9 protein-coding genes are annotated in these 15934 nt (G+C 42.0%); 4 read left to right on the top strand and 5 right to left on the bottom strand.

Annotated elements, in window-relative coordinates:
* Nucleotides 1–48: 48 nt before the first annotated feature.
* The 5 genes from ACLCDV_RS07000 to ACLCDV_RS06980 form a co-directional block, all read right to left on the bottom strand.
* The gene (locus ACLCDV_RS07000) at nucleotides 49–1029 is read right to left on the bottom strand and encodes a family 43 glycosylhydrolase (RefSeq protein WP_411973262.1); all 981 of its coding nucleotides are present in this window, start codon (nucleotides 1027–1029) and stop codon (nucleotides 49–51) included.
* A gap of 69 nt (nucleotides 1030–1098) precedes the next feature.
* Nucleotides 1099–1830: a DUF3823 domain-containing protein gene (locus ACLCDV_RS06995; protein ID WP_317667912.1), complete on the bottom strand. Its 732-nt coding sequence runs from the start codon at nucleotides 1828–1830 to the stop codon at nucleotides 1099–1101.
* Nucleotides 1831–1840: 10 nt separating this feature from the next.
* Nucleotides 1841–3814, bottom strand: coding sequence for a RagB/SusD family nutrient uptake outer membrane protein (locus tag ACLCDV_RS06990; RefSeq protein ID WP_317667913.1), 1974 nt, complete (start codon nucleotides 3812–3814; stop codon nucleotides 1841–1843).
* A gap of 18 nt (nucleotides 3815–3832) precedes the next feature.
* Nucleotides 3833–7030, bottom strand: a complete 3198-nt coding sequence (locus ACLCDV_RS06985) for a SusC/RagA family TonB-linked outer membrane protein (RefSeq protein ID WP_411973261.1) — start codon at nucleotides 7028–7030, stop codon at nucleotides 3833–3835.
* 259 nt (nucleotides 7031–7289) lie between these two features.
* Nucleotides 7290–9893 carry a hypothetical protein gene (locus ACLCDV_RS06980; protein WP_411973260.1) on the bottom strand — a complete coding sequence of 868 codons (2604 nt, stop codon included), beginning with the start codon at nucleotides 9891–9893 and terminating at the stop codon, nucleotides 7290–7292.
* A gap of 285 nt (nucleotides 9894–10178) precedes the next feature.
* On the opposite strand from ACLCDV_RS06980, the gene ACLCDV_RS06975 reads away from it, so the two are divergent.
* The 4 genes from ACLCDV_RS06975 to ACLCDV_RS06960 all read left to right on the top strand — a co-directional run bounded on the left by ACLCDV_RS06975 (nucleotide 10179) and on the right by ACLCDV_RS06960 (nucleotide 15916).
* Entirely contained in the window at nucleotides 10179–12008 is a 1830-nt protein-coding gene (locus ACLCDV_RS06975; protein WP_411973259.1) for a right-handed parallel beta-helix repeat-containing protein, read from the top strand.
* 33 nt (nucleotides 12009–12041) lie between these two features.
* On the top strand, nucleotides 12042–13643 hold the full coding sequence (locus ACLCDV_RS06970; RefSeq protein ID WP_411973258.1) for a sulfatase: 1602 nt from the start codon (nucleotides 12042–12044) through the stop codon (nucleotides 13641–13643).
* A 582-nt stretch (nucleotides 13644–14225) separates the two neighbouring features.
* Entirely contained in the window at nucleotides 14226–14816 is a 591-nt protein-coding gene (locus ACLCDV_RS06965; protein WP_411973257.1) for an RNA polymerase sigma factor, read from the top strand.
* Between the two features lie 83 nt (nucleotides 14817–14899).
* Nucleotides 14900–15916, top strand: a complete 1017-nt coding sequence (locus ACLCDV_RS06960; RefSeq protein ID WP_411973256.1) for a FecR family protein — start codon at nucleotides 14900–14902, stop codon at nucleotides 15914–15916.
* Nucleotides 15917–15934 lie beyond the last annotated feature (18 nt).

The raw sequence follows: 15934 nt of genomic DNA, 5'->3' as shown, positions 1-15934 counted from the left end.
CCTTAAAGTTAATTTTTTTTGGCAACATATCGTCTTCGTGCCCATCGATTATTTGGGGCCTGTCAATAAGCCCGTCTGCTTTACCTTCTTGATACTACCGTCCTTATTGTACTCCAAGCGGTCTACGCAGATGGAACGAAGCCAATCGTTGAATTCGCCATTTTTTTGTGACAATTCACTGTTATGGTAAAAAGCGTACCATTTACCTTTAAACTTGACAATGGAGCCATGGTTTGTATAGCTATTCGTCGGATCCATATAGATGCCCATTGATTTCCATGGTCCCATTGGGTTATCACTTACCGCATAGCGCATGCGGTTATCTCCTTTTACTCCATCTTTCCAGTTCTCATCGTGGTTGTCAGAATAGGACAGATAATATTTTCCATTATACTTGTGTACCCATGAAGCTTCGTGAAAATCTTCCAAACCTTCCATCTTTTGCAATTCACCATCAATCTCCATCATATTGTCTTTGAGCTTACCCGCTTTACAGACGCCACCGCCCCCCTGATAAAAATAGGCCTGTCCATTATCATCGATAAAGATATGTGGATCAATAAGTGCTTCGGCGCCTTTTACATAGCCCCGTACCACAAAATCTTTTGCTGGTGATTTACTCGTAGCTACACCAATTTTCCAGGTATTATTCCACTCCGTACCACTTGGGTGTGGAAAATAAAAATAATAAGTACCATTTTTATAGACACAATCCGGAGCCCACATAAATCCACCTTCTTTTCTGCCCCAAGGGACTTGTGAGGCGCGCAATATTTCGCCATGATCGGTCCATGTTTTCATATCCGCCGTCGAAAACACATGATACTGATCCATCAGATCGCAACCTTGAGGCGGAGCAATATCATGTGAAGCGTACACATACAGGCGGCCATCGGCCCATACCCGTGCCGAAGGGTCTGCGGTATACATATGTTTGATAAATGGGTTATCTTGCGCCTGCAAGTGTGTGGCAAAAAATAATGTCATGCCCAATAGGCATCTGGAACCTGCTTTAATAAATTGTTTCATCCGAATAATTATTTAGTATTGAGTAGTAGTAGCGGGCACCAAGTCCCGCTCATTGTTTAGATTCTTTCCTTAAGGTACTTTAATAACCTCCACTTCCGAATAATTGAATTTTTCGTAGGTGTCGCGCACCTTTGCGCCCATCCGTACATAATAGGTATACCCTGATTTCAATGGAATATCCTTGATCGTGTAGGTTTCCTTCCCTTCTCCGGTCTGCATATTGCCGATATTTTCCCAGTTTTGATTGATCAATGCGCGATATTCATCCTTATAATACGCATCAATACGGTTGCCAGCCCCACAGTATGGTGTCAGACTCAGGAATGGGCGAACCTCAATCACTTGCGGCAATCCACCCGTAATAGGTGCGGCAAGCGTACAGGAGATTTCCAGTTTATTTTCCGCTTTTAAGGTCCACTTCACATTTTTGATCTGTAGGTAGGGCGTCACCTCAAAGTTTTGCTCTGCATTAGCCCCCAGTTGGTAACCTTCGATCTTTTGTGCTGGCCAAAATGCACCACCATAGGGCTGGAGGGTATAGGTCGCCTGAAAGAGTTTTGTATGATTATACGATCCGTCCTGCTTGACGGCAATATCCTGCGGTGCGGGATTGTCGCTCCAACTGGTTTCTAGCAGACGGATGCTAAATTCGCCCTGTCCGGTCAGGAAGGGTTTATTCGTTACCTTGTCTATGACCTGCCCTTTCATAGTGGCATTCGGACCATCGTAATTATCTGTTTTCGAACAGGCATTTAAAAATAACAAGCCTGTCAATGCTGTAAATAAATATATCGTTCTCATTTCCGCTCAATTAGTAAATAGGGTTCTGTGGATATAGATTAGGGTTTTTGTTCAGTTCTCCACCCGGAATAGGTTCATAATACCATTTCTTTTCAAAGTTGAACGTCTTATTCCAAGGCTCTTTTTCGCGAATAAAAATAAAGGAGTTGATCCGTTCACCGCCCGGAGTATATTTCAGTTCATCCAATACAAGGTAAGGCATCAGCGAATTGGGCACAAAGTTATTGAGCTCCACATCTGCAATGCGCCATCTCCGCATATCCCACCAATGGTGATTTTCAAAGCAAAGTTCACGTTCGCGCTCCTCGCGTATAAACTGCAGATTTCCATCCAGGGGATAACCATATTTACCGGAGAGGTTTGCCGAAGCAGCTGTATAGAGATAAGGCTTGGCACCAGCACGATTACGGATCTGCGCGATGTATTGGAATGCTTCCTGTTTAAGCGTTTCATCATTTTTGATCAGGCCGAGTTCATAAGCAGCTTCAGCCTTATTCAAAAGTATCTCCGCGAGCCTAAAGACCTTCCAGGGTTGTGTACTGTTATACAACTTCACATCCTTGGTAGACATTTTATAGTTAATGTATTTACGGATGTAAAATCCAGTTCGGGTGTTGTTGGCATGTCCATCTTTCCACATGCCATGCTCGCCTGTTATATTGATCTTCGTACCATTGTAGTCAAACAGGCTATTTTTGGGGCCAGCCAGGATTCGATTTGACTCGCTATTTATCGCCGCAGTACCCGCGCCCATCTGTGCATCAGCAGCCTTACCGGGAAAGGTTTTATAGAGTCCACGCTGAATATCAAAACTACGTCTTTCGGCACCTTCACGCAATTCCATTCCCGAGAAGTAAAATGTGGCCCGCTGACGAGGTTCCAAATCGGCATACAGCTGTTTACGGTCCGTGTAACGTACTGGTTTCCCTCCGGCATCAGTGATTGGAAGTTCACCGAATAACTCCACGACATTCAATACGGGGTATGCCGCAGACTCATTGTCACTCGAAAAGGTCGGATTGGGTAAATGCGTAGCGTCATAGCTATGTTTGAGACGGTTGTTGTGCGGTGCGGTCAGACTATACTCCTTGATCAGAATATCCTCAGGACTGTCTAAGTCCAAAAACAAATTTACGTAGTTGAGTTCCTTATCCTGTGCATTTTTATTGTACAGGCTGTACGGTCCTGCCAGCACGGTTGTTGCAGCATCATAAGCCTGTTTGAAGAACCATTCTGCTTCTTCCTTTTTGATACCGACCAACTGCATGTCTGTTGCATCACCAGAGAGATTGCTGTACGAACTATATTTAGCAATACTACCGGCATACAACATGGCGCGGGAAAGTAGAGCTGCTGCCACATATTTGTTTGCGCGGCCGCGTTCGCTGCTTCCAGACATCATTGAAATAGCCACCTGCAAGTCTTCATTGATAAAATGATAAACCTCAGATTCTTTATTTCTGCTGACTAAGAGCTGTTCTTTATCAGCTGTTGGATCCTGCACGTCCTTTATAATAGGTACCCCACCGTAGCGTTTAACCAAAGCAAAATAATAGAAAGCACGCAGGAAATGGGCTTCCCCAAAGATCTGGTTGTACCCCTGCTCGGTGTAATTGGCTTTGTATTTGGGTAGGCCTGCAATCAGGGTATTGACATTCCGGATGCGATCATATGGCCAGTAACCAAAACCCTGTGCTCCAGCTACCCCCCAAAATTGTCCGGTCATCTCGCCGCTCATGGCCGCAAGTGTTTCCGAATTTTGCCAATAATTGTCCCATCTAAATCCTCTTTCAGGATGATATACAAAGTCTTCTATGGGCAGATAGCTGTACATTCCAGCGACATATTTACGTGCTCCAGCCTCATTTCCAAAAAGCGCATCTTCACCCAATACCCCTAATGGATCCAGATCCATTTTTTTACAGGATTGCATGCCCGAGCACAGAAAAAGGCCAATGATTGCTATAGCGATTGATTTTTTCATGTTTTGTTCGTTTTGAGATTAAAATTTAATGGATGCTCCAATGTTGTAGGTTTTATTGATGGGATATTTGTACACATCAATATCACCCGATGAAGAACCTCCGGCAGATCCTGGGTGCTCGGGATCGGTATATTTGAGACCTGTCCATGTCAACAGGTTATAAGCACTCGCATAGATCCTGAGATTCTTTATTTTTAGTGTCTTCAACCATTGTTGCGGGAGAGAATACCCCAGTTCTAAGGTTTTCAGACGCAGATAGGAGGCATTTTGAACTGCCCGGGTTCCTTCGGCCATGGCAGAGCCCGTAGAAGGATAATATCCAGCAAGCCATTGGGTACTTGGGTTAAATAGATCGGCACCGGCATCAACTGGTCTCCAGCGATCCAAAAACTGCGTCAAAGCACCGCCGTCAAACTGCAATGGCCCTGCCAGTACCTCACTATACTGTACATACACTTTTGCTGCACCCTGAAAATTCATCGTCAGATCCAGACCGCGCCACGATCCTCCTAAGGTAAAACCATAGTTGATCAAAGGCATATTATACGTTGCAATAGGATGATTGTCGGCATCGTTGATCACTCCATCGCCATTCCAGTCCTGATAGTAATAATCACCAGGCAATGTACCGCTACTTACCAATGTTGGGTGGTTATAAATCTGCTCATACGATCCAAACTGTCCGGCATATTCCTTGCCCCACCAGATATCCTTATTACGATTAGAGTAGCGGTTACGCCAGTTGTCGTACGAATTACCTGCTTTTGATTCTACGCGGTTTACAAATTGACTTTTCGTAGAAGAGACCTGCGCATTAATATAATAATTGAAATCATTGATCTTATTGCGATGTGTCAAAGAGAGCTCATAACCGAAGGTGCGATCGCTTTCCAGATTTTCCTGCGGTAGGTTGGCACCAACAGTACCGGGGATCAAGTCAAGGCTTGTCGCTAGAAGGCCTGAGCGATTACGGTTAAAATAATCAAAAGTCAAGCCCAGCTTGCCGTTCCATAGATCCATATCCAAACCCACGTCAGCAGTTTTGGACGTATACCAGGTGAGATTAGGGTTGGGAATTGCTGTCGGCAGGGCCCCATTCACGAGGTTTCCACCAAAGATCCATCCCGTTTCATTGGGTTCCAGTGCATAACCAACGATGGTTGAAGGGTAATTACCTGCCGAACGGTCATCCCCAAGCTTACCATAGGATGCCCTTATTTTTAAGTTATTGATAAAACTGTAGTTGTTTTTAATAAACCCTTCTTCGCTGATACGCCAGCCCACCGAGGCCGCCGGGAAAAATCCCCAGCGTGATTCTTTTGGAAATTTAGAGGAGCCATCATAACGAAAACTAAATTCGGCGATGTATTTACCCAAATAATCGTAATTGAACTTACCGACCAAACCTCGCGCTGTACGTTCGCCAATACCTTCCATATTTGCCAATTGGTTCTTGTCCTCACCAGCAAATAGATATTCCGAATTGACCATGATCTCCCGCTGTGCATAGAAGCTATCCCATTTGTTATATTCTTCGACGAAAAGCAACAAACCGGAGACCTGGTGTTTTTCGGCAAAACGACGGTTATAATTCAACGAGAACTGCATCAGGGAATGCGTATCCGGATAGGAACTCCGCCTCACGGTCGTAGGGGCATTTTTCTCATGTGCATTATACTTTTCAGGGGTTATAATCTGGCCATTACCATCATAGACAGGTGGTGTATAGCTATATAAAAAATAGGACTTTTTGAAATCCGTATTGTCACTGTACTTGAAGTCATAATTATAGGTTGCCTTCGCATTTAATCCTTCCACAAAGGGCACTTTATAGTCTAAAGCGATAATACCGTTGAATTGCTTACGCAAAAATTTACGATAGCCCGTCTGTTTGGAATCCGTTACCACGACCGGATTTTCGTTATCGATCATCTCGAAATTCGGATAAAGGGGATTGTCGTTGACATAGATCGGAACAATAGGTCTTTGTCTCCAGGCCTGTTTGTAGACGGCCCAGATATCCGTACGTGGTTGGTTGGTCTCATCGGCATACCCGCCCACATCCAAAGACGCTTTCAGACGATCTGTGATCTGCGCATCGATGTTGGAGCGAAAATTCCAGCGATTATAGTTGAGGCTCTTGCTTTTGTAAGCGCCCATCTGATCCATATGGCCCAGGTTGAAGAAATAATTAACTTTCTTGCCGCCACCGTTGATGGAAAGATTGTGCTGGTATTGCGGCGATACTTTGTCGAATGCTGCATCCACATAATTGGATGTCTTTTTTGTGCCGTTCTGATACGCTTCAAAATCTGCCGGCCCAAAAATATGAGGCATCTTCGCCGGATAATTGCTATTAAAATCGCGACCTATCTGTTCGTTTTTAAGCTGCATATAGGCAAGGGCATCCACCGTATTGGGAACATAAAGAAACTTTTGCCAGGCACGATTATACGAATAGTTTATTTCAAAGTTTCCATCTTCATTGCTTCCCCGGCGTGTGGTCACCAAAAGAACACCATTCGCCGAGCGCACACCGTAAACAGCTGCTGAAGCATCCTTTAATACGGATACACTTTCGATTTCATTGGCATCCATGCGTGACAGATAATCTTTATCACGGGGGATTCCGTCAACCACAATCAGGGGCTCACCCATTCCGCGGATGTCGATATTTGATTCAAACGATCCCGGTTGGCTCGACTGTTGGCTGATACGCACACCGGGCATCTTACCGGCTAACATATTGACCACATTTTCATTTTTTGTTACTGTGATTTCTTTATTGTTCACCGATGATATCGCCCCTGTTAACGAAGCCTTTTTCTGCGTGCCATATCCCACAACCACGACCTCTTCCAAGCTTGTATTATCTTCGTTGAGCAACACATCCATGAGGCGTTGTTGCCCAACGATCATTTCAGTCTTGCGGTAACCGACAAAAGTGATCACGAGTTTATCTCCCGGCGATGCGCTAATCTTGAAGCGTCCCTGACCATCAGACGATGTGGTCTGCCCGGTACGGAGGTCTGTAATGGAAGCCCCAGCGATCGGCTTATCCTTTGAAGTCTGCACCTTACCTTCGATCTGCTGTTGCTGCGCGATGGTTGCCATTGGAGACAATAGCAGCAGCGAGGACAATGCCCACTGCCAAGGGTAACTACGGAGCTTGTTCCACGGCAGTGGCCTTTCATTAAAAATGAAGTTTGTTTTCATGTATTGTTTTAAATTGGTTATTGAATTATGTATTAGGTTTATGTATTTAGGGAGGACCTGTTTGCTACAAACAGTCCATTACCGCTATTCCCTAGGGAAGAGTTGAAGATAATTTTTCGCTTTCATTTGATTGGTTATTAAGTATGAAAACGAATATATTGGCGAGGGGTATAATAGAAGATTAACAGAAGATTAACAGGCATCCAAAAACACCATTAACAACTGTATATCAACACATTAAAATTTTAAATATTTTTTCTTAATCTAGACAGTCTTTAAAACTTTTGGGGTAAGCTTCACCATATAAACGAGCGTAGATCTGACAGAAATTCTCATAGCACTGTAAGGCCAGGCTGTGATAGCCCAGCTGTAACAAGGAACGACATTTATGAATCATCGCCTCCTCATTGATTTCATCAAAATAGAATATCTTATTGCAGATCTCAATAATCAGTTCAGCATTATCCTGCACATTCAGATTTTCAATAAAATTGCCCAACGTTGTGAGCACCAGAATAGACATTTCACTTTTAAAATTATCGAGCCACTCATAGTCCACTTCGAAAAGGAAGCCACCTTTGTCAATTATATCGAGTAATTCTCTAATTTCAGTTTCTGTAAAATATTTTTTATTGGATACCATCCTGCTGAAGCGGAGGTAATCGATATATACTGTATCCATTGGCTCAATGCACCAGTAACCACTTTTTTTGGTCACCCTAAAATCACCCAATTGCTCGAGTAAACTATTGAGCTTGGCGATGTTCACTGACCGATTATTGCGTGCACTGGACTGGCTCTTATCGGACCAAAATAGCTCAGTCAGCTTCTCTGAGCTAATTCCCCGCTCCCATCGTACGGTATAGAGAATAAAAATCAGCAGCATTTCTTTAAGCAATGGCGAAAACTTCTTTGTGATTTCTTTTCCAGCAAGATCCACAATCTGTAAGTCGCCGCCGAAAAGGTATATTCCGGCGCCATGTCGGGTTTCAAATCCCTTGGCCACTTTCTTGGGTTGCGGAAGATCTACCAATTGCCCGCTCTTATCTTGTTCAGTCTCCTTCAAGGGAGCTGCTTGTAGGTGCGGCTCTCCTATTTTATCGGTTTCTATGACGGAAATCGTTTGTTTTTTTTGCTTGCTTCTTTTTCGATACCACCAGATCAAGAGCGATAATCCCATTACAGCGAGGGCATAAAGGCTGTATTTAAGCAGCGCAGGCTTAGCCAAAGGCATTATACCCTGTTCAGAAGGTAAAGGGGGAGCCAGCAAAGTATAAATCGTTGCCTTAGTCAAATCGGTCTTATCATCATAAAACAAGGTAACTGCAACGAAGGACTTAGATTTCGGCGCATAATAGAGATCGGCAAAAGAACGGATGTCATGAAAATCGAAGGGTATACTGCTCCCCAGAAACTGGTATTGTGTCCCTTTGAGGCTGCCTGCCACCAGTTGTAAATGTGTTTTGAATTTATTGTTCGGAAAAATCAATCCATAAAACAGTCCACTACTATCTTCAACGACCAGACTATTGGCCCATACCATATCGGCGAATGCAGATGAAAATTCGTAAACTTTTAGAGACTTGTGGTTTTTAAAATCAAGCTTAAGAAAATCATTTGAAATGCGGGGATTCAACATTTGATCTCCTGTGGAACTGCCGTAACCACCGGCCAGGTATACCCCATCCTTTCCCTGCCCCATTCCCGCAAGATAATGCGGAAAAATTTCATCACCTGTAAAAGGAATGCTATCCCAAGATTGTGTGGGCAGATGATAACGCAATACGCCCGCTTTGTATTTAAAATGTCCATAGCCCCCGATCATATAGATACTCGTGTCGGACGAATTAAAATATTTGTTGAACAGCCAATAGTTTGTGCCTACAGCAGGAAAATCAAATTGTTTATTCCATGTTCGACTGGTGGAATCATAAGCAGCAACGATTTTTTGGTCGATGGAGATATTCAGGACGTTCTTTTTGATCGGATCAAAAAGCGATTGGCTACCATTGACAAGCAAAAGCTTACCATCCGCATATTCCTGCGAACGTAAGTCACTACCACCAATTTTACTGATCATTAAACGCTTATTTCCAACAAAAAACAGTGTTTCTTCATTTTTGTCAAAGGCCACACTAGCTTGCCCTTCCAGTGTAAAAGAAGACTGTGTTTTCCATTCACTACGTTGCCGTTTGATCCAGATCGGATTACCGATTTCTGCTGTGCTCTTTTTTTGTTCATCTAAACTCTTGGTCCCTGAAGACTCATCCAATGGCCAATAGTATTTAAGTTTACCATTATCAGCAATTCGAATATCCTTTAAGCGCATGGGGGGAACATCCATCGTTTGGAAGTTTTTCATCATATTTGCACCAAAAACGAGCTTAAACTGAGGCGCAAACTGTTTATTGAGCCGATAGGAATACCGGGCCGTTCCAACCTGAAAATAAAGCTCCTTTTTATCCATATCGAGCTCGAGGCGCATTGGCGTCCAGTTATAATACAACTGTAAGGCTGTGATATTGAAAGATACCGGTGTAAAGTCCTCCCCCACTACCAATTTAAAATGTTTGTCCTGATCAAGCCGCCGATCGTATATCAAATCGATATTGACACCATCATCCGAAATCAGTCGAAAGATATAACCAAAATAATCCTGTTGGAGTGGCAAAAAGGAAAGATCGAACGAAACAGACAGTTTATGTTGAAAAGAAACCGATTCCTTGGCACCAATCTGCAGGCTAGTCCGCTTATCGGCCTCCATGTTGTGACTGGCAAATTCTAACCCATATTGCGCCGATCCAATCTGACAGATCAGTACGAACCATAAAACCAGAAAAAGATGTCTTGATTTTTTCTTCACAATTTAGATTAAGCCTGATCTCAAAAATATAAAATTTTAAATAGAAATCTAAAATTTCTGCAACTATTACCGCAGTGGGTGTAGCGATCTTTTGCCTAGCAACAAATTTCTTCTTCATCGTGTATTTTGCTTCCATTTATGAGTAAAACCATGTTTTCACATGCGTAAAAAAAACGCTACGCTTCACGACTTAATTTGGATGTTGAACGATTATCCCTATATTCGACAAGCTAAATCCCATAGGGAAATTGTGCGATATAAACCAATTTATCAAAGCAGGACATCATGAACATCCTAAAACCTTATTTGCTTATCCTTCTCCTATCATTCATGTATTTTGACAGCCTTGCGCAGTCCGCAGCAAAGATTATCGATCTTTCCACCTATGGTGTTGTTCCCAACACGGGCAACAATAGTACCGCATTGATCAATAAAGCTATTCAATCCGTCTTCAGCAAGATTGGCAAGAAAGAACCTATTATTTTAAAATTCAAAAAGGGACGTTATGACTTTCATCCAGAAGGGGCACTAATCCGCGAATACTACATCTCCAATCACGATCAGGACAACCCCAAGACCGTAGGTATGGCATTTGAAAATTGCGACAACATCACAATTGATGGACAAGGATCAGACTTTATCTATCATGGCCGCATGTTACCAATTGCATTGATCGAGAATAAAAACCTCACGTTGAAAAATATCCACATCGATTTTGAGCGTCCCCAGATCTGCCAGGTCAAGATTTTACAAAACGATACAATCAACGGTACAATTACTTATCAAACTGCACCTTGGGTAACCTATACGATTAAAGACAGTATATTTTACAATACCGGTGAAGGTTGGCAACTGAAACCGACATCGGGGATTGCCTTTGAAGAAAAAACCAAACGCATTGTCTATAATACAAGCGATATTCGCGTGGGCACAACCAAAGTGAAAGAGCTCTCTCCGGGTATTATTCAAGCGCAGCAATGGAAGAACAGCAAGCTTATACCAGGTACCGTCGTTGCCATGCGCGCTGGATTTCGTCCCAACCCGGGCGTATTTGTGCATAAAGGAAAAAATATACGACTTGAAAATATCGCCGTCCATTACGCCGAAGGCATGGGTTTGTTAGCTCAATTAACGGACAACATCACATTGGAAGGTTTCCGAATTGCGCTTCGCAGCGATCAGGATCCCCGTTATTTTACGGCTCAGGCCGACGCAACACATTTTTCGGGTTGCAAGGGCATCATTGTATCGAAGAATGGACTTTATGAAAATATGATGGATGATGCCATCAATATCCATGGTACCTACCTGAAGATCACCAAACGAATAGATGACAAAACATTGATCGGTCGTTATATGCACGATCAATCCTACGGATTTGACTGGGGTTACCAGGGGGATACGGTCCAATTTATCCGATCCAGTACAATGGAACTCTGGGACAAAAAAAATAAGATCCAATCCATTAGCGTTTTACGCGAGAAAGCCTCAGATCCAATCCGCGAATTCAAGATTACTTTAAGTAATGCTTTGGACCCTGCTATTGACCCAACAAAAATGGATATTGGCATCGAAAACCTTACGTGGACCCCACGTGTACTATTTAGTGGCAATACCGTACGCCACAATAGAGCACGAGGTGCTTTATTCAGTACACCCAAAAAGACCCTGATAGAAAACAACCTCTTTGATCATACTTCAGGTACAGCTATTCTCCTGTGTGGCGATGCCAATGGTTGGTATGAAACTGGCAGCTGTCACGATATTCGCATCCGGAACAATACTTTCATCAATGCCTTGACCAATATGTTCCAATTTACCAATGCGATTATATCGATCTATCCAGAAATTCCGGATTTAAAAAATCAGCAGAAATACTTCCATAGCCATATCGTCATCGAAGACAACCGCTTTGAAACCTTCGATAAGCCTATTCTTTATGCCAAATCAGTCAATGGATTGGTCTTTCGCAACAACCAAATCAAGACCAATAAGGAATACCCTGCTTTTCATTGGAATAAAAAGCCCTTATTTTTTGAACGTGTCGCAAATAGCAGTATTTCAAACAATACGGTAAATGGCAAACAAAGTGATTTACAAAGTTTAGATCAATAGCAAATCCCGATATTCAAACTATAAACTGTCCCTATGTTATTTCGCAAAAACAATTTATCATTCACCCTTGTGGTATTATTTATGGGTATGTATGTAGGAGGTCATGCGCAAACTGTCAACCGAACTAAAGTTAAGCAGAAGCACCAATCGGTATCCACAACAGAACGCCCCAATATTGTCGTGTTTTTTGTGGATGACCTCGGTTGGCAGGACATGTCCGAACCATTTTACAAGGTCAAAACGCCGATCAACGAAAAGTTTCATACCCCCTATCTGGAAACATTGGCCAAAGAAGCCATTAAATTTACCAATGCGTATGCAACACCGGTGTGCACACCTTCCCGAGTGAGCTTTCTGACCGGCTTAAATGCTGCTCATCATCGTGTCACCAATTGGACCCATCCCAAGGCTGACACCCCGACCGATAGCAAAGATGAATTGTTGAATCCACCGGATTGGAATATCAACGGACTAAGCCCTGTGCCCAATATACCACATACGATATATGCTACCCCATTTCCAAGCATCCTTAAAGCGAATGGTTACTATACCATTCATGTAGGTAAAGCACATTGGGGATCTGCCGGAACACCTGGTGCCAGTCCTTTAAATTTGGGCTTTATGGTCAATATTGCAGGACACTCCGCCGGGCACCCACAAAACTACTATGGCGAGCAGAATTACGGTAACCTTCCTGGCAAAGCAGGTTATCAGGCGGTTCCCGATCTTATGGAATATCATGGCACATCCACATTTTTAACGGAAGCCTTAACCCAGGAGGCGCTGAAGGCACTGGAGGAGCCGATACGCCGTAAGGAGCCTTTTTTCCTTAATTTTTCCAACTATGCGGTGCATGTCCCGATCCAACCCGATCCACGTTTTGTACAAAAATACCTCGACCGCGGCTTAGATTCCACTGAAGCAGCTTATGCTTCACTGGTCGAAGGTTATGACAAAAGTATGGGTGATATCGTTCAATTTCTTAAAGACAAAAACCTATACGATAACACCGTCATTATTTTCCTTAGCGACAATGGCGGACTAAGCCTCAGCCCAATGCGCTCCGGACCAAGTCATACACAGAACCTACCATTAAAAGCTGGGAAAGGGTCGGTTTACGAAGGTGGAATCCGGGTTCCTCTGTTGATCAAACAGGCCAAACAGCACCCTGCAAGCACAGATGCTACCCCTGTTATGGTCGAAGATCTCTTTCCAACGATTCTCAGTTTAGCCAAAATAGATCGCTATCAGCTCGTACAGGAAAAACCAGATGGAAAAAATCTTTTGCCCTTAATGGAAGGTAATAGGTCCGACAATTGGAACAGCCGGCCATTGGTATGGAATATCCCCAACAAGTGGACAGTGCCAGATGGCCCTGGAATCAACTTTTTCTCGGCAATAAGACAAGGAGATTATAAGTTGCTTTACGACATGAAAAATGGGAAGCTTGAACTTTATAACCTGCAGCAAGATATCGGTGAACTCAACAACCTTGCCCCAAAAATGAAAGGAAAAACCAGCGAGCTCAGCAAATTACTTTCTGATCAGCTCCGGACTTGGAAGGCTCAGTTGCCGACCTACAAAGCTACGGGACAGCAGATCCCCTATCCTGATCAAATTAAGCCGATGGATTAAGGGGCCTGCTTGGATGACTTATACAGCGAAGCCCCGATACAACGAAGCCCCGAAAGTACATATCGGGGCTTCGCTGGTTTATCCTCTCCTTCGAAGATACGATTTAGCAAAATCTGTTGCTATCCTGACAACTATCCTTTTTTTTCTTTTTTTGCAGATTCAATCAGTTCACGCATTTCTAATTTAATGAACATTAGGGGTCTTTTATTAATTTAAAATATTATTAAACCTTGACAATAAAAACCGAATTTTTTATGGCTCTGCAAGCATAAAACAAGATAAATTTCAGTACTCATCCAAAAACAAATGTACTTTTGACTATTTATTCGAAAAATTAAAAGTGAATTCTATTTTAATTTTATTCAACCTAATTTTGAGTTAATTACGGCTCAAAAACCAATTTCTTATGAATATAAGCCCAAATGATGATGTCAAATGTTTAATGAATTTCAAAAGATTAAACACAAAAAATAAAAAATACGTACAGATCTTGACCTTATTTAATAAAATCTGTAATATTGAAAAAAAGTTACATTCCTCAACCCTACCAATCTAAGGAATTCAACTTCACACTATCATATCATGAAAAACGATAAAGATCCAGCTCATAATGATGCAAGCTTGTTAGCTAGGCTCCGAGAAGGCGATTTAGAGGCTTTCAATATTTTGTATGATAAATATTGGTCTTTACTTTTAGATGAATCTTACAAAAGACTCGAAGATTTAGCTTCCTGTGAAGAGATTGTTCAGGATGTATTTATTGAACTTTGGGAACACTGTCCCAGTAGAGAGATTCACAACCTGAAATCCTACCTCATTGCATGCATGAAATACAAAGTCTTTGAAACCTATAAGAAAAACAAACGCAGAAATATCCTTATCGAAGAAAATCATCACCTTTATCTAAGTTATGAAATTCTGGAAGTAGATCAGTATGCCGAAAAGGATTTAAAATCTTTAATTGAACAATGGGTAGCCCATCTCCCACAAAAAAGAAAAGAAATCTTTAAAATGAGATACTTAGATGGACTTACCACAAAAGAAATTAGTGATTTGACAGAAACTTCCCAAAATACAGTTCAAAATCACCTCGGAGTATCAATTCAAAAATTAAAAAAACTTGTTATCCAACATTTTTTGACGCTACTCATAATTTTATACAACTGTAAATAAGTAAATTACAAATAAACACCAATTTAGACTAGTACATTTTTTCCTTTTAGGGGCACTATTTAAGTGAACATTGTACTAATCATATGCAATATCCTAACCAAGAGCTCGAAAAGCTAATTGACAAATACTTAAAAGGCGAAGCCAATTCGGAAGAAATGGACGTCGTGGAACGTTTTTTCGATTCATTTTCATCCCGACCGAATTTAATCAAAACACTACCCGATCATGTACAGAAAGCACTCAAAGCACGCATTCATGGCAGAATTATAAAGAAACTGACTCGGAGGAATCAGAAAACATTCAATTTCCCTAGAATTGCAGCAGCTGCAGCTATCCTCTGTATCGCTTTTACAGCTCTTTATCTTTACAAAATTGCGCAACCAAACAATCGAGAAATTACGCTAACAAACGGACAACAGCAGCGAATTGTTCTAGAAGATGGTACAAAAGTTACACTTAATGCTTCGAGCAAAATAATCTATCCCGCCTCATTCAAAGATTCCAGCACACGTGAAGTTACTTTGATTGGGGAAGCATTTTTCGATGTCGCCAAAAATCCATCCAAGCCCTTCCTTATTCATACACCAAGAATGGAAATTAGCGTACTGGGAACCGCTTTCAATGTGCGCGATTATGCCGAAGAAAATAATGCCCAAACAGCTTTGGTACGTGGCAAAGTATCCATCTGGAAAAAAGGAACTGACAATCAGAAATTTATATTAAAGCCCAAAGAAAAGTTTGTGATCAGAAAGGTATATGGAGTTGAAAAGGAATTCCCATCTACAACTACTAAAACCGCATCGACTCCTATGGCAATAGCTATTCAGCCATTTTCCATCTCTGAAAAAGACGGATCCGCTTTAGAAACCGAATGGTTATTAAATCGGATTACCATTCAAGATGATAGATTACTGGATATCGCCTTAAAACTAGAACGCATGTATGGCGTGGAAATTAAAATTACAAACAAAGCAGTTGCTAACCAACGCTATTCAGCAACATTCGAAAACGAACAACTAGAAAATATCCTAAAAGCATTACAAACTGTCAATTACTTTCAAATTAAAAAAACGGGGAAAAATCAAATACAACTACTCTAAAAACAATCAACCTATATA

Origin of the sequence: Sphingobacterium sp. Lzh-3 (assembly GCF_046764375.1) — a bacterium.
Taxonomy (GTDB): Bacteria; Bacteroidota; Bacteroidia; order Sphingobacteriales; family Sphingobacteriaceae; genus Sphingobacterium.
The sequence above is the reverse complement of the archived record's forward strand: the minus strand, read 5'-3'. Positions and strand labels throughout refer to the sequence as shown.

What these genes read in the sequence shown, in the direction of transcription:
- ACLCDV_RS07000 (WP_411973262.1), bottom strand. Translation starts at nt 1,029, where the DNA reads ATGAAACAATTTATTAAAGCAGGTTCCAGATGCCTATTGGGCATGACA.
- ACLCDV_RS06995 (WP_317667912.1), bottom strand. Translation starts at nt 1,830, where the DNA reads ATGAGAACGATATATTTATTTACAGCATTGACAGGCTTGTTATTTTTA.
- ACLCDV_RS06990 (WP_317667913.1), bottom strand. Translation starts at nt 3,814, where the DNA reads ATGAAAAAATCAATCGCTATAGCAATCATTGGCCTTTTTCTGTGCTCG.
- ACLCDV_RS06985 (WP_411973261.1), bottom strand. Translation starts at nt 7,030, where the DNA reads ATGAAAACAAACTTCATTTTTAATGAAAGGCCACTGCCGTGGAACAAG.
- ACLCDV_RS06975 (WP_411973259.1), top strand. Translation starts at nt 10,179, where the DNA reads ATGAACATCCTAAAACCTTATTTGCTTATCCTTCTCCTATCATTCATG.
- ACLCDV_RS06970 (WP_411973258.1), top strand. Translation starts at nt 12,042, where the DNA reads ATGTTATTTCGCAAAAACAATTTATCATTCACCCTTGTGGTATTATTT.
- ACLCDV_RS06965 (WP_411973257.1), top strand. Translation starts at nt 14,226, where the DNA reads ATGAAAAACGATAAAGATCCAGCTCATAATGATGCAAGCTTGTTAGCT.
- ACLCDV_RS06960 (WP_411973256.1), top strand. Translation starts at nt 14,900, where the DNA reads ATGCAATATCCTAACCAAGAGCTCGAAAAGCTAATTGACAAATACTTA.